Annotated in this window: 13 protein-coding genes; 6 read left to right on the top strand and 7 right to left on the bottom strand. The window is 74.3% G+C overall.

Annotated features, from left to right (window positions below; genetic code table 11):
- Positions 1-33: 33 nt before the first annotated feature.
- A complete protein-coding gene (locus AC068Z_RS20000) occupies positions 34-1,194 on the bottom strand; it encodes a hypothetical protein (protein WP_478557019.1) in 1,161 nt (386 codons plus the stop codon).
- 278 nt (positions 1,195-1,472) lie between these two features.
- Here AC068Z_RS20000 and AC068Z_RS19995 point away from each other — a divergent pair, with 278 nt between their 5' ends.
- Positions 1,473-3,026 (top strand): MFS transporter, encoded by a 1,554-nt coding sequence (locus tag AC068Z_RS19995; RefSeq protein ID WP_478557017.1) that lies wholly within the window; start codon positions 1,473-1,475, stop codon positions 3,024-3,026.
- Between the two features lie 52 nt (positions 3,027-3,078).
- Here AC068Z_RS19995 and AC068Z_RS19990 read toward each other — a convergent pair whose 3' ends face one another.
- The 6 genes from AC068Z_RS19990 to AC068Z_RS19965 all read right to left on the bottom strand — a co-directional run bounded on the left by AC068Z_RS19990 (position 3,079) and on the right by AC068Z_RS19965 (position 16,766).
- Positions 3,079-4,989, bottom strand: coding sequence for a hypothetical protein (locus tag AC068Z_RS19990; RefSeq protein WP_478557015.1), 1,911 nt, complete (start codon positions 4,987-4,989; stop codon positions 3,079-3,081).
- A complete protein-coding gene (locus AC068Z_RS19985) occupies positions 4,986-8,537 on the bottom strand; it encodes a vWA domain-containing protein (protein WP_478557013.1) in 3,552 nt (1,183 codons plus the stop codon). The genes AC068Z_RS19990 and AC068Z_RS19985 overlap by 4 nt, the downstream gene beginning before the upstream one ends.
- A gap of 5 nt (positions 8,538-8,542) precedes the next feature.
- Positions 8,543-9,754, bottom strand: a complete 1,212-nt coding sequence (locus AC068Z_RS19980) for an ATP-binding protein (RefSeq protein ID WP_478557011.1) — start codon at positions 9,752-9,754, stop codon at positions 8,543-8,545.
- Positions 9,751-14,718: a hypothetical protein gene (locus AC068Z_RS19975; RefSeq protein WP_478557009.1), complete on the bottom strand. Its 4,968-nt coding sequence runs from the start codon at positions 14,716-14,718 to the stop codon at positions 9,751-9,753. Before AC068Z_RS19975 ends, AC068Z_RS19980 begins: the two co-directional genes overlap by 4 nt.
- Positions 14,715-15,569 (bottom strand): DUF4132 domain-containing protein, encoded by an 855-nt coding sequence (locus tag AC068Z_RS19970; RefSeq protein ID WP_478557007.1) that lies wholly within the window; start codon positions 15,567-15,569, stop codon positions 14,715-14,717. The genes AC068Z_RS19975 and AC068Z_RS19970 overlap by 4 nt, the downstream gene beginning before the upstream one ends.
- A gap of 96 nt (positions 15,570-15,665) precedes the next feature.
- Entirely contained in the window at positions 15,666-16,766 is a 1,101-nt protein-coding gene (locus AC068Z_RS19965; protein ID WP_478557005.1) for a CapA family protein, read from the bottom strand.
- 70 nt (positions 16,767-16,836) lie between these two features.
- Here AC068Z_RS19965 and AC068Z_RS19960 point away from each other — a divergent pair, with 70 nt between their 5' ends.
- The 5 genes from AC068Z_RS19960 to AC068Z_RS19940 all read left to right on the top strand — a co-directional run bounded on the left by AC068Z_RS19960 (position 16,837) and on the right by AC068Z_RS19940 (position 21,924).
- A complete protein-coding gene (locus tag AC068Z_RS19960; protein WP_478557281.1) occupies positions 16,837-17,499 on the top strand; it encodes a dienelactone hydrolase family protein in 663 nt (220 codons plus the stop codon).
- A 28-nt stretch (positions 17,500-17,527) separates the two neighbouring features.
- A complete protein-coding gene (gene polX / locus AC068Z_RS19955; protein ID WP_478557003.1) occupies positions 17,528-19,246 on the top strand; it encodes a DNA polymerase/3'-5' exonuclease PolX in 1,719 nt (572 codons plus the stop codon).
- Between the two features lie 15 nt (positions 19,247-19,261).
- A complete protein-coding gene (locus AC068Z_RS19950; protein WP_478557001.1) occupies positions 19,262-19,687 on the top strand; it encodes a CBS domain-containing protein in 426 nt (141 codons plus the stop codon).
- Positions 19,688-19,798: 111 nt separating this feature from the next.
- Positions 19,799-21,175: an MBL fold metallo-hydrolase gene (locus AC068Z_RS19945; protein WP_478556999.1), complete on the top strand. Its 1,377-nt coding sequence runs from the start codon at positions 19,799-19,801 to the stop codon at positions 21,173-21,175.
- Entirely contained in the window at positions 21,172-21,924 is a 753-nt protein-coding gene (locus AC068Z_RS19940) for a sulfite exporter TauE/SafE family protein (RefSeq protein WP_478556997.1), read from the top strand. Before AC068Z_RS19945 ends, AC068Z_RS19940 begins: the two co-directional genes overlap by 4 nt.
- The last annotated feature ends 31 nt before the right edge of the window (positions 21,925-21,955 follow it).

Genomic DNA, 21,955 nt, shown 5'->3' with positions numbered 1-21,955 from the left:
GACGGGCCGAGGTCCGTCCGCCCCTCCTTCCTCTCAGCAGATGGTCTGCCGGCTGTTCACCAGCGTGTTGTTCCGGAACGTGGTGTTGGTCCTGCAGGGGTTCTCGGTGATCGCCGAGTTGGTGACCGTCAGGTTCTGGACGGTGATGTCGGAGTTGTTGGGGAACTCCGAGCGGGCCGCGAGGCGGATCTCGCCGCCGCCGGTGACACTGCCGCTCTGGGCGGCGATGTTCACGTTGTAGCAGTTCTCGATCAGGATCGAGTTGTTGCCCGTGTTCGAGAGGTTGACCCGGTCGATGACCGCACCGCCGCTCTCGGACACGCAGAACACCCCGCGTCCGCCGCCGCGCGCGACCACCTCGCCGACGCGGATGTTGGTGGGGTACGAACTGCCCACCCGGCCGTTGCGGTTGGCCATGCGGAAGGCCGCGTATCCGGTGCCGGTACCCGCGCTGTCGGCGTCGACCTTCGCGACGGTGGCGTTGATCGTCTGGTTCAGCAGCAGCCCGGACTCGCCCACATCGCGGGCGGTGACCGTGCCGACGGTGAGGCCGTCCACGCCGTACGTCTCCACCGCGTGACTGCTCGCCCCGGACACGTAGACGTTGTCGATCCGCACGTTGCGCGTCCACTGGGTGGTGTCGCCGCGGTTGTCGACGCGGATGCCGAGGCCCGCCGAGAGGCGCATGTCGATCTGGCCGAGCACGACGTTCTGGACGTTGCGCAGGAAGATGCCGTAGAGCGGCGCGCCGGTGACGTTGAGGTGCTGGACCTCGATGTCGCGGACGCCCCGGGCGTAGACGGGGGCCTGGTCGCCGGAGCCCGATCCGGTGACGTTGATCGTGCCGCACACGTCCAGCACGGTGTAGCTGGGCAGGGAGACCCGGGATCCGGCGCTGATCGATCCCGAGCCGCGGACCACGACCCGCTCCTTCGAAGTGCGGCCCGCGGTCAGGCTGTTGACGGCCGCCTGCATGGCGGCCCGCATGTCCGTACCGGTGTACACGGCGGAACCCCCGCGGCGGGCGGTCCAGGTGCTGCCGCTGAGCACGGCCTCGGCCTGGTAGGCGCCCTCGCCGCAGGCCGCCGCGAGTCGCGGGGCGACGGCGCTGGCGGGTTCGGTGAGTAACGCGGCGCCGGTGAGCAGCGCGGTGGCACAGGCGGCGGAGGCGACGGCCCGGCTTCTGTGTTTCATCTCGGCTCCTGGAATCGAGTGGGGTTCAATGGGTTGAATCGATTCACATGCGGGGTGTGGCATAGCAAGCGGTTTCTGTGATGGCTCGCGAGTGTGCCAACGGCCCTGCGGGGCGTCAAGGGGCCGGGCTGGAGGAGTGGCCGCGCAGGGGGTGGGCGTACCGCCATTCGAGTGGTGACCGTGCAGGGGCGGGCGTACCGTCGAACGGTGGACCGAGAGTGGACGCAGTCGTCCGCTGACCCCTCGCGAGGGTGCGAGCCCCGAGAGTGCGAGACGTTATGAGCAGCAGCCCGCAGCCCACCACCCCACAGACCACCGCCAAGGAGAACGGCGGTGGCGGAAGTGCGATGGCCCTGCTGGTCATCGCCTCGTGCCAGTTGATGGTGGTCCTGGACATCACCATCGTGAACATCGCGCTGCCGGACATCCAGCGCTCCCTGGACTTCTCCACCACCAGCCTGTCCTGGGTGGTCAACGCCTACACGCTGACCTTCGGCGGACTGCTCCTGCTCGGCGGCCGGGCCGGTGACATCCTCGGCAGGCGCCGGGTGTTCATCTTCGGCGTCCTGCTGTTCGTGTTCGCCTCCCTACTCGGCGGCTTCGCCCAGAACGAGGCCCAACTCCTCGCCGCGCGCGCCCTCCAGGGCGTCGGCGGCGCCATCGCCTCACCGACCTCCCTCGCCCTGATCAGCACCACGTTCCGCGAAGGCCCGGAACGCAACCGGGCGTTCGGGGTGTTCGCCGCGGTCTCGGCGGGCGGCGGCGCGATCGGACTGCTCGCCGGCGGCATGCTCGTGGAGTGGCTGAACTGGCGGTGGGTGCTCTTCGTCAACGTCCCGATCGGCCTGCTCATCGCGCTCGCCACGCCCCGCTGGATCAAGGAGTCCGAACGCCACCCGGGCCACTTCGACATCACCGGCGCACTGACCTCCACCGCGGGCATGGTGCTCCTGGTGTACGGCTTCATCCGCGCCGCACAGGACGGTTGGCGGGACCCGCTGACGGTGGCCTCGTTCGCCGGGGCGGTAGTTCTCCTGGCCTTGTTCATCCTGGTGGAACGCCGGTCCACCCAGCCCATCACGCCGCTGCACATGTTCCTCGACCGCAACCGCGCGGGCACCTACGGCATCATGCTGTGCCTTGCGGCGGCGATCTTCGGCATGTTCTTCTTCCTGACCCTCTTCGTGCAGAACGTGCTGGACTTCAGCCCGTTGCAGGCCGGGCTCGCCTTCCTGCCGGTCAGCGCGGTCATCGCCGTCGGCGCGGGGCTCGCGTCCAAGTTCCTGCCCACGTACGGGCCCAAACCCTTCATGGTGGTCGGCGCCATCCTGGCCGCGGCCGGTCTGGGCTGGCTGACCCTGACCGACGTCGATTCCACCTACGCCGGCAGCGTCCTCGGGCCGATGCTCGTCTTCAGCCTGGGCATGGGCATGGAGTTCGTGTCGCTGACGCTGATGGCGCTCTCCAACGTGGCCGTCCGGGAGACCGGCGCCGCCTCCGGCCTCCTCAACGCCACCCAGCAGGTCGGCGGTTCCCTCGGCCTGTCCATCCTGGTCACGATGTACGGCACGGCCAGCAGGAACGAGGCGGAGGAGCAGAAGTCCCTCTTCCAGGCCGAGGCGACCCCGGCGCAACGTCTGGAGGCCCAACGCACGGGTGAGCTGCCACCACCCTGGGGGGACGAGGTCCTCACCGCGGGAGTCTCCGCCGCCTTCATCACGGCGGCGATCTTCACGGTGGTGGCCGCGCTGATCGCGATCCTGGCGATCCAGGTCCGGCCGTCCGATCTGGAGCGGCTGAAGGGTGGCGGGGGGATGCCGGGGGCGGGGTGAGGCCTTGGCGCACGGCGGGTGAGGGTCCGTCCTTGGTTCCGGCCGCCGCGTGTCACATGATTCCGGGCTCCCCTCCCCATGCCGCCGCGCACAGAGCCCGGTCGACCTCCGTTGTGTAGTGGGCCGCCGCCAGCCAGGCCTGGGCGAAGCGGTCGAGGTCGGCCGGGACGAGGCGCCCGAAGACATCCCGGTCCCGCTCGGCCGCAGCCGCGTGCAGTTCGTCGAGCAGGTCTCCCGCCGTGGCGAGGCCCAGCCGACGCAGGCGCCGGCCGTCGGCGGCGCTGTCCCCGGGGAAGGCCAGGACCCGTCGGCCACCGGAGCCCGCCTGGTGAACTCGGCGACGAAGCAGGTGCAGGGGCGGTTCGTCGGTGCTGGGCGGCGGGCCGACGGGGGCCGCTGACGTGTCCGTCGGCAGGTCCGCGCGCTGGAGTCGGTCGAAGCCGAGGTCGACGCGGGCGTCGGGGTCGGTCGGGTGACTGGTGGCCAGCACAAGGGCGCGGGCGTGCGAGGCCGGGGTGAGGCGGGCGACGACGCGCAGTCGGGTGCCCGGGGCCGCGGCGAGCAGCCGGAGGTTGTCGCGGTACGGCAGCGCCGGGTCGTCATGGGCGGCGGCCAGGCGGACCGTCAGCCCCGCGCAGTCGGCCAGCAGACAGTCGCCCGCAGCCTCACGGACCGCGCCGAGCAAGGTGACCTCCAGGAACAGCAGGCCGTGCGCGTCCTCGGCCAGCGCACGCACCGCCTGCTCCGCGACCGGCACGCGCCACAGCCGGTCCAGCGGCTCGCCGTCCCAGGCCGCGCCGGACGCGCGCACCGCCCGTACGCCCTTCCCCGCGCCCAGCCGACCCGTCGGCGACACCGTCGCCCCGGACACGGCGAGCCCCGCGCGGGACAACTCCCGATGGGACAGCGCCGTATCGCCGACGCGTACGGCACGTCCGGCCGCCCCGACCGCCCGGCCGGCCCCGCCCGGCGCCACGTCGGACACCGTGTACAGGCGGCCCTCGGCGTCGGCGGTCCAGGTCACGGCGCCCGCGTAGCCGGTCGCGGTGAGCACGGGCTCAGAGAACAGGCCGTACAGCCGTAGCGAGCCGTCCGGGGTGTACGGCTGCCGGACGCTTCCCCTGAGCGCGGTCAACTCCGGCCCCGAGGCACGCGGTATGCGATGCGCCGCGCTCAGGACGGCGTGCAGCGTGGCCACGAGGTCGGTGAGCCGGTACGACGGATCCGCGCCGCGTGCCGCACGCAGGGCGGTGACGGCTGCGACCGCCGAGGACGAGGCCCGGGGCAGCCCGGCGAGCCGCGCGGTGTGCGCCGCGCGCAGCAACTCCGCCTGGAGCACGGCTCCGGCCCCGTCCGTCCCGGCGTCGAGCACGGCGGCGGCGGCTTCGCGCAGGGCGCGGGCGGCGGCGAGTTGGGCGGGGGTGGCGGTGAGTTGATCGGGGGCGACTGTCGGGTCGGGGGTGGCTGTTGGGCCGGGGTTGGTTGTGGGGGCGGCGGCGAGCGGGGCGGGCGCCGACTCCGACAGAGGCGCAGACTCCGACCCCGACTGTGACGCTGACCCCGACCCCGACTGTGGCGCCGACCCCGACCCCGACTCGGTTGCCGGGTCCGGGGCTTTGGCGGTGTCAGGTGCGGAGCCGGCGTCCGCAGACGTACCCGGACCCGCGTCCGTCATCGACGCGATCGGTGCCGCCGACGCCACCGCCGCGCGGTGCAGGCAGTCCGGTGCCAGCAGGCACCCGCAGCGGATCGCGTCCGCGCTGGTCACCACCCCGCCCGGGGCGCGCAGTTCGAGGTCGGTGTCGTCGTCGACGGCGAGGCGTACGGTGTCGCCGTCGACGACGACCGGCCGGTCCGCCAACTTGGCGATCCCCGCGTCCAGCCGCTTGCGCAGCCGGGGCGACAACGCTCCGACCAGTTCTGCGGTCACCTCCGGGGCGACCGGCGGAAGGCCCGGGCTCATGCGATCTTCTCTCCTACCCAGCGGGCGAGTTCGAGTGGACTGAGGGCGGCCACCGGCATGCCCGCGGCGACGAGCTGTCCCGCCACGCCGGTGGAGTAGCGGGGTCGGCCCGCGTCGTCGAGGCTCGCGCAGCCCAGCACGTGGCAGCCGGCCCCGACCAGGGCACGCACCTCGGCGAGGAGTCCGCCGAGCGGATAGCCCTCCTCGAAGTCGCTGACGACCACCACGAGCGTGCGGGACGGCACGGTGACCAGCTCGCGCGCGTGCCGGAGCCCGGCGGCGATGTGCGTGCCGCCGCCCACGCTGACCTCCAGCAACAGGGACAGCGGGTCGTCGACATGGCCGGTGAGGTCGATGACCTCTGTGGAGAAGGCGAGGAAGTGCGTGGACAGGGTGGGCACCCCGGCCAGTACCGAGGCGGTCAGCGCCGCCCAGACCGTGGACGCCTCCATTGACCCCGACACGTCGGTGACCAGGATCAGCCGCCAGTCGGCGGCGCGCTTCGCCCGGGTACGGAACACCGGGCGCTCCGGGACGACCACGACCCGCCCGTCCGGGCCGCGCCGGGCGGTCGCCAGGTTGGCGCGCAGGGTGCGCGGCAGGTCCAGGCCGCCGCCCGGCCGACGGCTCGGGCGGGGCAGCGCCGTGCCGTGCAGGGCCGGGCGCAGCCGTGTGGCCAGCTCCCGGGTCAGCGCGTCAACGAGGCGGCGCACCAGCGGACGCAGCGCGGCCAGGCGTGCCTCGGGCAGCCCTCCCGCGTGCATGAGCACCGTGCGCAACAGGTCGACGGAGGGGCGCGCACGGTCCGGATCGAGCTCGGCCAGCACATCGGTACGCCCCGAGGCGGCGGCCGCCGCCAGCACCTCCTCGCGGATCCCGGGCCCGAACAGGGCGGCCAGTTCCTCGGACCACTCCCGCACACCGGGGTACGGCGCCTCCCGGCCACCGCCGCCACCGGCCGCCCCGGGCAACCCGCCCCTGCTGCCCTCCCCGCGCCCGGTGCCGTACAGCTCGTCCAGCGCGGTGGCCAAAGCGGCGGCGGAACGCGGCAGTTGGTCGGCTCGCCGCCCCAGGACCAGGCGCCAGCGGTCGGTGGGGGAGAGCCGGTGGTGGTCCGCCGAGGAGGGGGCCGGCAGCTCCTGGGAGCGGCCTGGCACTGACGGAGAGACTCGTTCGGTGGCCTCCGGGCCGTTCGCCGACGCAGGGCTCGGAAGCATGCCCAGCCGGTCCAGTTCACCTCGGGCCACCAGGTCCGCCCGCGTCCACGTGGCGAGAGCGGCCGGGTCGACGCCGCCGGTGTCGGTGACGCCGCCCGAGGTGCCGAGGCGGTCGTCCACGGCTGCGAGGAGGCGTTCGCGGGCCGCGGGGCTGAGCGTGTCGAAGCCGCCGCGCAGGGCGGGCAGCCGGTCGAGGAACGCCCGGTCCGGCAGCTCCGCCACCCGCTTCAGCAGGGGTTCGAGCGCGGCGGGCGCCGATTCCAGGAGCGGTCCGGCCGCCGTCAGGATGCCCGTCAGGCGGGCGGTGAGGTCCGAGCGGGACTCCGGGGCGGTGGCCGAGTCGACCCAGGAGGCGATCCGGCCGCCCAGGGCGTCGGGTGCCTCGTGTCCGAGCAGGACGCGTACGGCTCCGGCGGCGCCGCGCATCAGCGGGGAGCCGTCGGCGGCGAGCCGGGCCAGGGCGTCGGTGAGCCGGATACCACCCAACTCGTCTGCTCGGTGCGCGAGTTCCAGCAGGGCGTGGGCGTCGGCCGGGTCCTCGGAACCGGTCAGTCCGTCCACCTGGCGGACCGCGGCGGAGGTCAGCAGCTCGGCCACGGCCGCGGCCCGGGTCGTACGGTCCTCGTCGGCGCCGAGCCCGGGGATGTGACCGGCACGCAGCTGGTCCAACAGGGCCAGGCCGGCGAGGAGTTCGGGCAGGGTGCCGGACTGGGGGAGCACGTCGGCGACGTCGGCGAGCCGTTCGTCCGCGAGCGCGGGCAGCCCGCACTCCGCCGCTTCCCGCAGGCCCCGCAGCGTCTGGTCGGCCGTAGCACCGCCCCCGTCCCGCTCCGTCCGCCGTCGCTCCCGCAGCACGCCCTCCGCGGCCTGCGCCGGGGTGACCCCGCGCACCCCGGCCGCGGTCAGCATCGCCGCCGTCGCCGGGGTCCAGCGCACCTCCCACCGCGAGGTGAGCGCCTCGGCACCGCCCGCCCCGGTCACCTCCTGGGCCTGTCCGTACGGCACCCCGCAGACCGTCAGGCGGCGCAGCAGCAGTTCGCGTCTGCGGTCCAGATCGGAGCGCAGCGGATCGAGCCGCAGATCGCGCGAGGCGGAGTCGGCGCCGGGGCCGGGCAGCCCGAGTGCGGACAGCTCCGCCTCCACCGCCGGGGCGAGCCCGCTGCGGGGCGCGCCGGGGGCGGGCCGTCCGACGCGGGTCCCGACGAGCACCCGCTCCATCGCCCGGGCCACGGCCCGGCCCCGGCCGTACGGCTCACCCTGCGCGAGCACCGTCTGCACCGCCTCGACCAACTCGCCGCGCCCCGCGGCGGGCAGCCCCCGCAGCCGGGCCAGGTCACCGGCCAGCCTGCTGATCTCCCGCGCGTCGGCGGGCCCCGCGGGATGCCCGAGCGACCGGAGCTCGGCACACACCTCCACGGCCGCCCGCGTCAGCGCATCCTCCAGCGCGACCGGATCTCCCGCCGCCCGAAGGACCAGGTGCTGCCACTCCGGGTCCCGAATACCGGCCGGATAGCCCGACCGTTCGTCGAGGAGCGCGTAGGTGTAGGGGATGAGTGAGGTGGTCCAACTCCGCTTCAGCTCGGGCGCATCCACGGCAACCGCCGGCGGCTCGCCCGTCGCCGGCGCACCACCCATACCGGATTCCCCCACCAGCGCCGGAGCATGGAACGCCCCGACGACCGCCGCCGCCCGCTCCCCGCCGGCCGTGGCCGTCGCCAGACACGCCCGCATCCAGTGCTCGCGGCGCAGGTCCAGTTCCGGAATGCCCCCCGAGCGTGCCGCGTCCTCGCGCAGGGCCCAGCCGGTGAGCAGGGCCGCCCGGCGCAGGGATTCCGGCGGGGAGCCCGGGGCGGTGGCCTCGACGAGGCGGTCCCACAGGTCGTCCCCGGGGCGGCCGGTCAGGCGGGAGCGCAGCGCGTCCGCTATGCCGGGACCCGTCGAGGGCGACCCCGACCGCCCTCGCCCCTCGCCCCATGCGCGGTCCGCCAGCGGCAGATCGCACGCCACCACCGGGACCCCCTGCCGGGCCGCCCAGCGCACCGCGGCCAGTTCCGGCGAGAAGTCGGCGAAGGGGTAGAACGCCGGGCCGCCGCCCCCGTCCCCCGGCGCCGCCGCGAGAGCCACCGGCGCCCGGGTCTCCTCGTGACCGAGCCACGGCAGCCATTCCTGCATCTCGGCGGGCAGTTCGACGAGCACCACGTCCGGCTTCGCCGCGTCCAGCAGCGCGGGCACGGCCGCGGCGAGGGACGGCGCGTGATGCCGTACGCCGATGAGGTACGGCGCCGCCGGGTCGGTGAGGGCCGTCACGGCCTCGTCGGGGGAGAGGGCCACGGTCGTCAGCCCTCCAGCACCGTGCGCAGGTCCCACAGGGTGCGCCACGTGGCACTGCCCTGCTCGGCCCGCCGTCGGACCGGGCCGTCCCAGTAGCCGCGCAGCCGGGCCGCGTCGGCGGGGTCGTCCTTGCGGACCACGCCGAGCAGATGGCCGGGCAGCAGTCCCAGCACGTCATGGTCGCCCGGGAAGTACGCGGCGGCGAGCCCCAGCGCGCCCGCCACGGACACCGCCTCCGCGGTGCTCATCACCGTCGACGGCCGCTCCACCTCCCAGCCCTCCGCCGACCGGCCCTCCCGCAGATCCCGGAAGGCTGTCACCAGCGCCTCCAGCACCGCGTCGTCCACCTGGAAGGCCGCCCCGGCCCGCTCCACCGAGGCCCGCGCCTGGCCGCGCACCAGGGCTGTCTCGGCGTCGAGGTCCGCGATCGGGCCGACCGTCTCGAAGTTGAAGCGGCGCTTGAGCGCGGCGGACATCTCCGAGACGCCCTTGTCGCGCAGGTTGGCGGTGGCGATGAGGTTGAAGCCGGGCGCCGCGTGCGCCAACGAGTCCTCGCCGCCCGCCAGTTCGGGCACCGCGATCCGCCGCTCGGAGAGCAGCGAGACCAGCGAGTCCTGCACCTCGGGCAGACAGCGGGTGACCTCCTCGACCCGGGCGATGCCGCCGCGGGTCATGGCGGTCAGGACGGGCGAGGGCACGACAGCCTGACGGCTGGGGCCCTGGGCGAGCAACAGGGCGTAGTTCCAGCCGTACTTGAGCTGGTCCTCGGTCGTGCCCGCGGTGCCCTGCACGACCAGGCCGCTGGTGCCGCACACGGCGGCCGACAGCAGCTCGGACAGCATCGACTTGGCGGTGCCCGGCTCCCCGACCAGCAGCAGACCGCGCTCCCCGGCGAGTGTGACGACACACCGCTCCACCAGCGCCCGGTCGCCCACGAACTTCGCGGACACCTCCAGCCGCCGCGGCACACCGTCCGGCGCCTCGGCATCGTCGGGGAGTTTCAGCGCACGGCCGCCGCTGCCCATCACGAACGTGACGACGGCACGGGGCGTGAGCCGCCACGCGGGCGGTCGCGGCCCGTCGTCGTACGCGGCGAGGAAGGCCAGCTCGGCGGCGTACAGATCCTCGGGCGGGACGATCTGGCGAGTGGGCGCGGTGGGCATCGGCACAGGTTCTTCCGGTCGGTCGGAGTGAGGACGGGTCGGGGTGGTCGTCATCGGCGGCGCCCCTTTCGCGTGGCCCGCGTGGTCAGTTCCTCGTAGGCCGGGGTGTCGCCGTCGCGGACGCGCTGCCAGGCGCGGGCGAACAGTTCGGGCAGCGGGAGGCGCGGGACCGCGCGCAGGTTGTCGCGGACCGGGTACAGACCCTCCTTCCAGGTCTCCACCGGGAGCGCGTTCTTGAGGTCGCGCCAGCCGCCGGGCAGGAAGAGGGTGCGCCCGGCCCGGGGCCGCTTGGCCTCGACGACCAGGTCGGTCGCCGCCAGTTCCGCGCGGGCCTTCTTCAGGCGGGCGGGCCGCCAGCCGGTCCAGCGGGCGCAGTTGCGGTCCGTGGGGTCGGGCAGGGTGAGCAACTGGAGGTACAGCGCCGCCGCGTCCTCGCTCAGGCCGTGCGTCGTGGCGACCTCGGCGACCAGCTCGGGCACGCTGACCATGGGGTCCTGGGCGTGGCCGACGGGCCCGGCGGGGTCGGTGCCCGCCGCGACGGCCCGGGTGAGGTCGTCGGAGAGGAGGGCCCGCAGCGCCCGCAGTCCGGCGCCCCGGTGGGGGCCCACGAGCCCTTCGAGGAGGCCGAACACGGCGTCGTCCGGGCCGGTGAGGCCCGCCGGGCGGACCCAGGTGGCCTCCTGGTCGCCGTGCCACGGGCGCAGGACCAGTGCGTCGCCGGCCCGGGTCAGGCCGTGCGCGTCGGCCCCGCCGGTCTCCGGGAGCCCGTAGGCCTTGCGCACCTCCACCGCGGCCGAGCTGCCCTTCTCCGTCCAGTCGACGTCGAGTTGGAGCATCAGCTGCGGATCGGCGACCCGGCGCCGCAGGGCGGCGAGGCTCTCCGGGAGGGTGACGCGCAGCGGGTGCCCGTAGGGGAGGGCGTAGGCGAGGCAGGCCAGGCTCGATTCGGCGGCCGTCAGCTCGTACCTGCTGGGCAGGGCCGACGGGTCCGCGGGGACCAGGTTGCCGTCCTTGTCGGGGCGCAGCACGGTCGTGCGGCTGATCCAGGGCGTGAGACCGGGGTTGAGCACCTGCTCCGCGGTGCCGCAGGGCAGCCCGGCGAGGTCGGCCGTCAGGTCCTCGGGCAGCCGGACGACGGAGCCCAGCCGCTCGGTGTACACCCGGCCCGCGGCCTCGATGTCCGGGCCGGTCGTCCACAGGTCGGCGGGGTCGGCGGGGAGCAGAGCCCCGAGCAATTCCGTACGGTCCTGCGCCGAGAGCGAGTCCAGCATGTTGGTCGCATGGTCCGCCTGGCGCGGCTTCAGGCCCGTCACGGCGAACGCTTCGGGGTCGCGGTCGCTCGGGCGGCCCGCCAGCAGGACGGTCGCCTGGAGCGGACCCAGCCCGCCGCCCGTCGCCGCGGCGAGCGCCTCGACGGCCTCGGCCCGCCAGGGCGCGGCGCCCTTGTCCCGGACCAGCCGGGCGACGGCGGCGAGTCCCCCGGCGGGGAACGCCTGCCCGTGCCGTGTCTCGCTCTCCAGGGTGAAGTGGGCGACCGCGCCGAACGCGCCCGACGGATCGTGGTCCAGCGCCAGCCAGTTCACCCGGCCGCGCGCGGTGTCGACGTTCTGGCAGCCGAGGACGACGACGGTACGGCCGTCCCGGCGCAGCACCTGCCCGACCCGCTGCTGCTTGCCGTGCGGTTCGCCGAGGACGACCTCGCGCAGGCTCTCGCCGGGCGCGGCGAGCGGGCCTTCGGCGAGGGCCTCGAACAGCAGGAGCAGCGCCTCCCGTCGGTACTCCGGCACGGTCGGCAGGGCGGCCCGGTAGGCGAGCGGGCGCAGCAGGCCCAGCAGCGACGGCCAGACCGTGCCGATGGCCGGGATCGTGTGCTCCTCGCTGAGCCAGCCGTCGCCCAGCGGGGCCGGACGGCCGTTCCCGGCGGGCAGCGGCTTGCCGTCGGCGGGGTTCCCGGACAGGACGTGGTTCACCGCGCGGATCTGACGCAGCACCGTCCACTTGTTCTCGCCGCCCCAGCCGCCCCACAGGGAGGCGATGGCGCCGGTGGCGTCGCGCAGCGTCCGGTCGTCGCCGTGCAGGGGGCTGTAGTCGGCGAACATGCCCTCGGTGCGCCGCCGCTCGGGCCGCGCCCGCTCGGCCGGGGGCGTCGCGAAGGTGATCGCCGAGTCGATGAGCCACAGCGTGGCGCGGACCAGGGCGCCGACGCCGGTGCGCAGCCGCTCGTCGGTGAGCTCCGGAACCGTCGAGGCCACGGCCCGCCGGATGAACTCGTCGGCGGCCGGTACCTGGGCCCGGGCGGGGCTGTCACCTGCCGCGGTCAGCTGATCCTGACGCTCCGCCAGGGCCACGGCCGCGGCGCGCAGCAGCTCGGTCGCCCGCTCGTCGGTCAGGGCGCGCAGCGCGGCCGATCCGCGTTCGTCGCGGGGGCGCAGGGCGTGCCAGAAGGCCGTGGGCGGGACATAGCGGGTACCGGCCGCGAACTCGCTGCCCCGCTCGCCCACCGTCACCCGGCCGAGCAGACCGCCGTCGGGCGTGAACAGCGCCATCTGCGCGTCGGTCATCGCGACGACGGGCTCGGCGCCACCCGGCAGCCGCAGCGCGCCCACCGGAACTCCGCGGGCCCGCCGCATGGTGACGGTCCGGCCGTCCGGCGTGCCGGCGGTCGTCACCGCCTCCGCGCCCTTCCCCTCGGTGTGCACCCAGTGCCCCAGCACGGTGCCGTCGGTTCCGAACGGGCTGTCCTCGAGGCCGGGTTGCAGCGGCAGCACCTCGCACAGGAACTGTTCCAGCCGCGCGTCGTCGCGGATGGCGGACCGCAGGAAGGCGGGCAGTGAGGCACGCCCGTGGGTGCCGGTCGCCGGGTCGTACTCCAGCCACGCCTCCTGCCGGCCCTGCCTGCCCTGGCGCCACAGCGTGGTGCCGTCGCCGATGACGGGACGGCTCGGGGGCAGGACGGTGTCACCGGGGTGCAGGGTGCGGCCCCCGGTGGCCCGGCCGCCACCGGGCAGCGGGACGGAGGGAGAGCCGATGTAACGGCCGTACCAGTAACCGAGTTGCTCGCCGCCCAGGGTGAACACCTCGGCCGGGCGGGACGACCAGTAGGCGGACTGCTTGCCGTCGTGCCGCCACATCACCAGCAGCTCGCCGTCGGCCCAGCGGAACTGCGGGCGGCTCCACCGGTCCAGCCCGACGGGCAGCCGCAGGTCATGTTCGAGCAGCACCTTCTCCGGGCCGACGACGACGGCCTTGTGACCGCGGGAGACGATCAGCGCGGGCCAGGCCTCGTTGACCGCCAGCTCGTTGAACGGGCCCTTGTCCCGGACCTCGGCGTCGAGGATCCGCAGCGCCTCGTCGAGGGCGGGCCAGCCCAGCTCGTCCAGGATGCCCGCGCGCAGCGTACGGCCGAGCAGCGGCGCGATGTCATGGCCGGCGACCCGGGCGACGGCCTCGGCGTCGACGCGGAAGGCCACCGGGCGGAAGGGCCGCAGCCGCTCCAGCGCGGTACGGGCGTCGGGCAGGCCGGTCGCCTTCGTGAATTCCGTGGCCGAGTCCGCCAGCCACTCGCCCAGGACCTCGCCCAGCACGGGATGATCGGCCAGGTCCTTCAGCAGGTCGGACAGGGAACGGTCACTGCCCAGGGTGCCGATCGCCTCGTAGAGCAGGCGGCGCAGGCGGGGGTCAGCGGCGGTGGCCGTGAGGTCGCGGCGCCCGGGGCGATCGTCGCGCAGCCAGCGGTCCAGGGCGAGATGGACGCGGGTCTCGGTGTCGGGCACGGCCAGCGGGACGCCCTCAGCCGCGCACAGGTCGAGCAGGTCCAGGTCGGCGCCGGCGTGCCAGCGGCCCGTGAACAGGTCGACCGCCCGGCCGTCGGCCCGCAGCCGCGGTGCCATGCGCTCGACGAGCGCCAGGGTGGCGGGGGACCGCCCGCACCACGTCGCCCCGTGCTTGCGGTGCAGCGCCCACCGCCCGAGCCAGTCGGCCGCGTCGGCCTCGCCCGCGCTCTCGGTGTCCTCACCGGTCAGCAACCGGTCCGCGCCGCTCTCCGCGAGCACCGCGAGCCAGAACTCGTCGTCCTCCACGGACCGACCGAGGCCGTTCGGCATGATCTCCAGCAGCCGGAGGCGCACGGCCGGGCGCTCCCGGGCGAGCACCGCCAGCGTGGCCCGGTAGGTGTTCCAGAAGGAGGCCGGCGCGCGCACCGCCGCCGGGGAGGCGATCAGGTCGGCGACCAGGGAGCCTTCCTCGACGGCCCGCGACAGACCGGCGGCCTTGATCAGACCGCGGGCGTCCTGCGGCAGCGAGGCGTACGGCGGCATGCCGGCGGCGCAGCGCTCCACCGTCAACTGCCGGTACTGCGCCCACGCCTCACCCGGGTCGAGCCGGCGGGACAGGGCCTTCACATGCTCCTTGAGCGCCTTGACCGTCAGTGCTCCCGCGAACGCGAACTCCAGGAACACCGCACGCTGCCGGTCCTCGTCCACGGCGAGCGCGTGCACCCGCTCCGCCTCGCGCGCCTTGCCGAAGAAGGCCGCCGCGTACGTCGTGTTCTCGTGCCCGAGGAAGATCCGCGCGGCCTGCTCGTAGAAGGTCGGCAGGAAGTGCGGGACCGCCCGTCCGAGCCGCTCGCCGAGCTGCTCGAAGCCCTCCTTGGCGGTGCCGGGGCGGGACTTGGCCTGCCGGGCGAGCCGCTCGACATCCTTGACCAGGGCCAGCGCGTGGTGGCCGTTGGCCGGGTCGTTCACCAGCGCCCAGGCCGGGAAGCCGAGCGTCTCGCGGCGCACCTGGCCGACCTCGGGCGCCTCCGGCTCACGGGCCAGGCCCAGGAACTCCAGGGCCAGGTCCTCGGCCTCGCCGAGCGTGCCCGGCACCAGGCGGACGACCTGACGGTCGTCCAGCGCGGGGTGGGTGTACGTGCGGACGGTGAGGGTGTCCGCGTCCTCGCGGGTGGTGGTGCCCGGCGGCAGGACGGCGCCCGCCTCCAGCAGCGCGGCCGCGGTGGTCTCGTCGTACGTGCTCATGCGGCCTGCTCCTCGTCCTGGATGTCACGGCCCGCGTACAGCGCGGCCGCCATGCGCATGCCCTCCGACCAGGCCACCGGCCCGACCTGACCGAGCCTCAGCGCCCGACCGTTGCCGTCCGCCCAGGTCAGCGGGCCCGTCTCGGTCTCGTAGTAGGACTCGTAGTCGCCGATCCACACGCGGGCCTCGATCGCGCGGCCGTCCTCGCGCAGCGAGCAGACGGCGTCGCCGCCGCGGACGCGGTAGCCGAGCTGGGTGGTCCGGCCGGCCAGGAAGCGCAGTTCCTTGAACGTGCCGCCCGAGTAGTCGTCGACGGCCGTCGCCTCGGCGTCGACGGTGTCCGGGCGGTGCCACACCTCGCGGAAGAGCTGCTGGGCCCGCTGCTCGACGCCGAGTTCGACGGCGAACTCCCGCAGCTCCTCCAGGTCGTCGAGGAGCACCGGGTGCGGGATGCGGACGAGTTCGGGGCTGATGCGCCCGGTGTCGCCGTCGAGGTCGACGAGACCGAGTCCGCGGTCGGGGTCGGCGTCGCGCAGGAATCCGGCCACTTCACCGTCCGGGCCCGTCACGACGAGGTCGCGCAGGGCGCTCTGCCACGCAGGGTCCGGCCACACCCGGGCGATGACCGCGAGCGGCACCGGAAGCGAGCGCACCATCCAGCGCTCGACGTCGGTCAGGCACTGCCGTTCGTGCCGCTCCAGCCACTCGGCGAGCTGCCGCAGCCCCACCACCGCGGGTTCGTCCGCGAGTTTGGCCGGCACCGACTTCAGCCGCCGCCCGGCCGCGTTGCGGCACACTACCTTCCCCGCGTCCAGCGCGACCTCGTAGTCGCCCGCCGTCACCCACCCCACAGGTGCCTCCCCGCACTTCGGTGATCAAGTGACCGGAACTCTAGGGGAGACCACTGACAACGCCCCGCCGGGGGTCCTGACCTGCGCGGAAACCGCTCACGCCAGGGTCAGTGACCCGTCGTCAGCGGGCAGGAGGCGGACGTCGTCGCTGATCTGCTCGAGCGTCTCGCGCAGCCACGCCCGGTCCCGTGCCGCGGCCCGTTCGAGGCGCATCCGCCGGGCCCGCAGCGGCACCATGCGCAGCCCGGTCAGCCGGCCGCTGCGGGCCGCGAGCGTGACGAGGAACATCAGCCGGAGGTCGTCACGGTACTGCTCGAACCCGCCGATGCCCTCGTAGTCGTCGACGAAGTCCCCGCAGCCGTACAGGATCAGCCGCTCCCGGTACACCTCCACCGGGCGCGGGTGGTGCGAGGAGTGTCCGTGGACAAGGTCGACGCCGCCGTCCACCAGGGCGTGCGCGAAGGCGATCTGGTTCCGGGGCACGCCGTAGCCCCAGTTGGACCCCCAGTGCACCGACACCACCACGAGGTCGCCGGGGAGCCGGACCCGCCGTATCCGCTCCAGGACCCTCCGTGCCGCGGCCGGCGTGGGAGCGGGCACGTACGCCACCCCTGGCTGCTCCTCGGTCGCCGCCCACCCGGGCGGGACACCGCTGGAGCGCATCCCGAGCGCGAACACCAGCACCCGGCCGCCGGTGTCGAGCGGGACCACGGCCGGTGCGTACGCGCGGGCCGCGTCCCGGCCCGCGCCCGCCGTCCGCAGACCGGCGCGGGCCAGGCGGTCCACCGTCTCCGTCAGTCCGGAGCGGCCGAAGTCCAGGACGTGGTTGTTGGCGAGGACGCAGACGTCGGGCCGGGCCACGGCCAGCGCGGCCAGGTTGTCGGGGTGGGCCCGGTAGTGGATCTCCTTGCCGGTCGCGAACGTGCCGCCGCCGGTGACCGACGTCTCCAGGTTCACGATCCGCACGTCCGGGTCGGTCGTCTCCAGCACTCGCAGGGCCTCGCCCCACGGCCAGGACGGCGGCACGGGGGCGGGCACCGGGCCGCTCACCGACTCCGCGAGCCGGACGTAGTCGCGGGCGTCGTGCACATACGGCTCGCGCAGGCCCGGATCGCACGGGTGCGCGAGGATCTGGTCGACACCGCGCCCGAGCATCACATCGCCGCACAGGAACAGCGTCACCGCGTCGCCGCCCATGTCTCCACGGTAGGCCGGTTGCCCGGCCGGATAGGAGGAACCCGGAGAGGAGGGAAGGGAGGCGATGGCGATGATCTCCCAGTCCGTCGTCGTGCCCGTCGGCCCCGGCGTCGACCTGGCGGGCGACCTGGTCGTGCCGGACTCCGCGCGGGCCGTCGTGCTCTTCGCCCACGGCAGCGGAAGCTCCCGGCACAGCCCCCGCAACCGGCGCGTCGCCGAAGCGCTGCGCACCGCCGCCCTCGGCACGCTGCTGATGGACCTGCTCACCGAGGAGGAGGACCGCCGGGACGCCCTCACGCGGGAGCACCGTTTCGCCATCCCGTTGCTGGGCGCGCGTCTGGTGGCCGCGATCGACTGGCTGGGCGGGCGGGACGACACCCGGGATCTGCTGGTCGCCCTGTTCGGCGCCAGCACCGGGGCGGGCGCGGCCCTGGTGGCCGCTTCCGAGCGTCCCGCGCGCGTGCTGACCGTGGTCTCCCGGGGCGGGCGGCCCGACCTGGCGGAGGACGCCCTGTCCGCCGTACGGGTGCCCGTGCTGCTGATCGTGGGCGGGCGGGACCGGGAGGTGCTGCGGCTCAACGAGGAGGCGGCGGCGCGGCTGCGGGTGCCTTGCACGTTGCATGTGGTGCCCGGCGCCACCCATCTGTTCGAGGAGCCCGGCGCCCTGGACGAGGTCGCCGTCGCGGCCCGGCAGTGGTGCGCCGACCATGTCCGGGCCTCCGCGGGGGACTGAAATCGCTCCCCGTGCCTACCCTGAACGTGTGGCTCGTGCCAACGACGAGGTCGCCGCGCTCTTCCAGGAGTACGCGGACCTGATCTCGATCACCGGAGGAGACGCGTTCAGGGCGCGCGTCTACGAGAAGGCCGCCCGCGCGATCGGCGGCCACCACGCCGATGTGTCCACGCTGGACGTCAAGGGCCTCAAGGAGATCCCGAACGTCGGCAAGTCGACCGCCGAGAAGGTCGTCGAGTACCTGGGCACCGGCAGCGTGGCCGCGGTCGAGGAACTGCGCGCCAAGATCCCGGCCGGGGTGCGCCGGCTGACGGCCATCCCCACGCTCGGCCCGAAGAAGGCCCTGATGCTCTACGAGGAGCTGGGCATCTCCTCGGTCGACGAGCTGGCCGACGCCATCCGCGCGGAGAAACTGCGCGACCTCAAGGGCTTCGGGCCGCGCACCGAGGAGAACCTCCTGCACGGCATCGACCTGCTGCGCTCCTCCGGGGATCGGGTGCTCGTCGACGTCGCCGCCGAGCTGGCCGAGGACGTCGTCACCGCGCTCTCCGAGCTGAGCGGTGTGCTGCGGTGCGCCTACGCGGGGTCGCTGCGGCGGGGCCGGGAGACGATCGGCGACATCGACGTCCTGGTCGCCGCGCGCGGCTCGGGACCGGTGATGCGGGCCTTCACCGAGCTGCCGTACGTCACCGAGGTGATCGCGCACGGCGAGAAGAAGACGTCCGTGCGCACCGACCGGGGCCTCCAGATCGACCTGCGCGTCGTCCCGCCGGACTCCTGGGGCGCGGCGATGATCTACTTCACCGGGTCCAAGGCGCACAACATCAGGATCCGGGAACGGGCCGTCCACCAGAAGCTGAAGCTCTCCGAGTACGGTCTGTTCGACGCCGAGAGCGGCAAGAAGATCGTCTCCCGCACGGAGGAGGACGTCTACGGGCGGCTCGGGCTGCCGTGGATCCCGCCCACGCTGCGCGAGGACCGCGGGGAGATCGAGGCGGGCCTGCGCGGCGAACTGCCCGAGCCGGTCACCGAGGCGGACGTGCGGGGCGATCTGCACACCCACACCGACCTCACCGACGGTCTCGCCTCCCTGGAGGACATGGTCGCCGCGGCCGCCGAGCGCGGCTACGCCTACTACGCGATCACCGACCACGGCCCCGACCTGTACATGCAGCGGATGACCGGCGAGCGGATGCTCGCCCAGCGCGAGCGGGTGCGCGCGCTGAAGCCCAAGGGCGGCATGCGGCTGCTCCACGGGGTCGAGCTGAACATCGGCCCGGACGGGGCCGTCGACTGGCCCGATGACTTCCTCGCCGATTTCGACCTGTGCGTGGCCTCGGTGCACTCGCACTTCAACCAGGGCCGGGACGCTCTCACCCAGCGGCTCGTGCGGGCGTGCGAGAACCCGTACGTCAACGTCATCGGCCACCCCACCACCCGCCTGATCGGCAAGCGGCCGGGCATCGACGCCGATCTCGACGAGGTCTTCGCCGCCTGCGCCCGCACCGGTACGGCCCTGGAGATCAACGCCCACCCGGACCGGCTCGACCTCGGCGACGAGCACATCCTGCGGGCCAAGCGGCACGGCGTGCGCTTCGCGATCGACAGCGACGCCCACGCCGTGCCCCATCTGGCCAACCTGCGGTACGGCGTGGCGACGGCGCAGCGCGGCTGGCTGACCAAGGACGACGTGATCAACACCTGGACCCTGACCCGTCTGCGCCGCTTCCTGCGCAAGGGCCGATGACCGAAGAGGTGCCTCATGACCCATCGGATACGTGACGTGATGTCGCCGGGCGCGGTGGCCGTCGAGCCGATGACCACGGTGGAGAAGGCGGCCCGCGTCATGAGCGAGCACAACGTAGGTGACGTCCTCGTGGCGTACGACTGCGATCTCTTCGGCGTGCTCACGGACCGCGACATCGTGGTCCGGGCCGTCGCCGACGGGTACGACCCGCACACCACGGCCGTCGGGACGGTGTGCAGCAGGCCGCCGGTCGTCACCGTCGGCCCCGACGACACCACCGACCACGCCGTCGAGCTGATGCGCGCGCACGCCGTACGGCGGCTGCCCGTGGTGGAGCGCGGCGGGTGCCCGGTCGGCATGGTCTCCCTGGGCGACCTGGCCGTCACCGAGGACCCGCACACCGCTCTGGCGGACATCAGCAGGGCCGAACCGAACCACTGACGGCGCCACTCCCTCCGCACCCGGGTCGCTCGAAAATACCCCCCGGGGTACCCGTGCTATCGTCGCGGTATACCCCGGGGGGTAATTCTGGCTCGGAAAGGAATGCCCGACGTGTTCTTCATCGACACCCTCGACGTGGCAGGACTCGGCAACCGCTGCTATCTGGCGGGCGGCGAGCGCGCGGCGGTCGTGGTCGATCCGCCGCGCGACATCGACCGGGTGCTGGCGGCGGCAGCCCGGCGGGAGGTGCGTGTCACCCATGTCGTCGAGACGCACCTGCACAACGACTACGTCTCCGGCGGCCTGGAGCTCGCCCGGCTGACCGGCGCCGCCCACCTCGTCCCGGCCGGCGCCCGGGTCGCCTTCGCCCGGACCCCCGTGCGCGACGGGGACCACGTCGTCCTCGACGCGCAGTCGGGCCTGGCCCTGCGCGCCCTGGCCACGCCCGGCCACACCCCGCACCACACCTCCTACGTCCTGGAGGAGCACGGCTCGGCGGTGGCGGCCTTCACCGGCGGCTCCCTGCTCATCGGCACCGTCGGCCGCCCCGACCTCGTCGAACCCCGGCTGACCGAGGAACTGGCCCGTGCCCAGCACACCTCCGCCCACCGCCTGGCCGACGAACTCCCCGACGAGACGCCGGTGTTGCCGACCCACGGCTTCGGCAGCTTCTGCTCCTCCGCCCAGGCCACGCGCGAGACCACGACCATCGGCAAGGAGAGGGGGGCGAACGCGGCGCTCACCCGGGACGTCGACATCTTCGTCGCCGAACTGCTCGCGGAGCTGGACGACATACCCGCGTACTACGCCCACATGGGCCCCCTCAACGCGGCCGGACCGCGCCCGGTCGACCTCACCGCGCCCGCCGTGGCCGACGCCGAGGAGATCGCCGCGCGGCTGGCGGCGGGGGAGTGGGTGGTGGACCTGCGCGGCCGGGTCGCCTTCGCCGAGGGGCATGTCGCGGGCTCGTTCAACTTCGAGGCCGACGGCCAACTCGCCACCTACCTCGCCTGGTTGATCCCCTGGGGCAGGCCGGTCACGCTGCTCGCCGAGTCGGCGGAGCAACTGGCCGACGCCCAGCGCGCGTTGGTGCGCGTCGGCATCGACCGGCCGGCCGCCGCGGCCACCGGCGGGCCGTCCGACTGGGTCCGCTCGGGCGAGACCCCGGCCTCCTTCCCCCGCGCCGGCTTCGCCGACCTCGCGGACCGCCGTCCGGATGCGGACGTCGTCGTCCTCGATGTGCGGCGGGCCTCCGAACGCTCCGGCGGACACGTCGACGGCTCGCTCCACATCCCCCTGCACACCCTGCACCGGCGGCTCGACGAGATACCCGAGGGCGAGGTGTGGGTGCACTGCGCGGGCGGGATGCGCGCCGCGATCGCCGCGTCCCTGCTCGACGCCTCCGGCCGCGCGGTCGTCGCGGTGGACGACGGGTTCGACGCGGCGGAACGGGCCGGACTCACCGTGGTCGACGAGGGCGGCGCGTGACCGAGCTGCTCCTCGCCCTGGCCGCCGGGGCCGTCGTCGGTCTGGCGCTCGGGGGGCTCGGGGGCGGGGGCAGTGTGCTCGCCGTGCCCGCGCTGATCTATCTGCTCGGCTTCAGCCCGGCGGCGGCCACCACCGCCTCCCTCGTCATCGTGACCCTCACCTCCGCCACCACGCTGTGCGCGCACGCCCGTGACGGACGGGTCCGCTGGCGCACCGGGCTGGCGTTCGCGGCAGCGGGCATCGGCCCGGCGCTGCTGGGCGGAGCCGTCGCCGCGAGCATTCCACAGACCGTGCTCACCGGGGCCTTCGCCGTCCTCGCGGCCCTGATCGCGGCCCGGATGCTCCGCACGAGCCGTACCGGTCCGGTCGTCGGCGAGCGTCCGCTACGGCCCCGCCGGGCGGCGGCGGTCGGCGCCGGGCTCGGCGCGGTCACCGGAGTCCTCGGCGTCGGCGGCGGCTTCCTCGCCGTACCGGCCCTGGTGACCGGCGTCGGGCTGCGGATGCGGGCCGCGGTGGGCACCAGCCTGCTCGTCATCACGGTCAACGCCCTGGCCGCGCTCACTCTGCGCGCCGGGACCGGCGAGGGCCTGGACTGGGCCCTCGTCGCGCCCTTCGCCGGGGCGGCCGTGCTGGGCGCGTGGGACGGGCGGCGGCTGGCGGCGAAGTTCTCCGCGTCGGCGCTCGAGCGGGCCTTCGCGTGGGCGCTGCTCGCGGTGGCCGTCCTGATGGCGGGGGACGCGATCCTGTGACGGCCCACCGGCGCCCGGGACCAGCCGTGAC

This window comes from Streptomyces sp. NPDC043726, from assembly GCF_056436565.1.
Note: the sequence above shows the minus strand (reverse complement) of the source record. Positions and strands in the feature narration are given on the sequence as shown.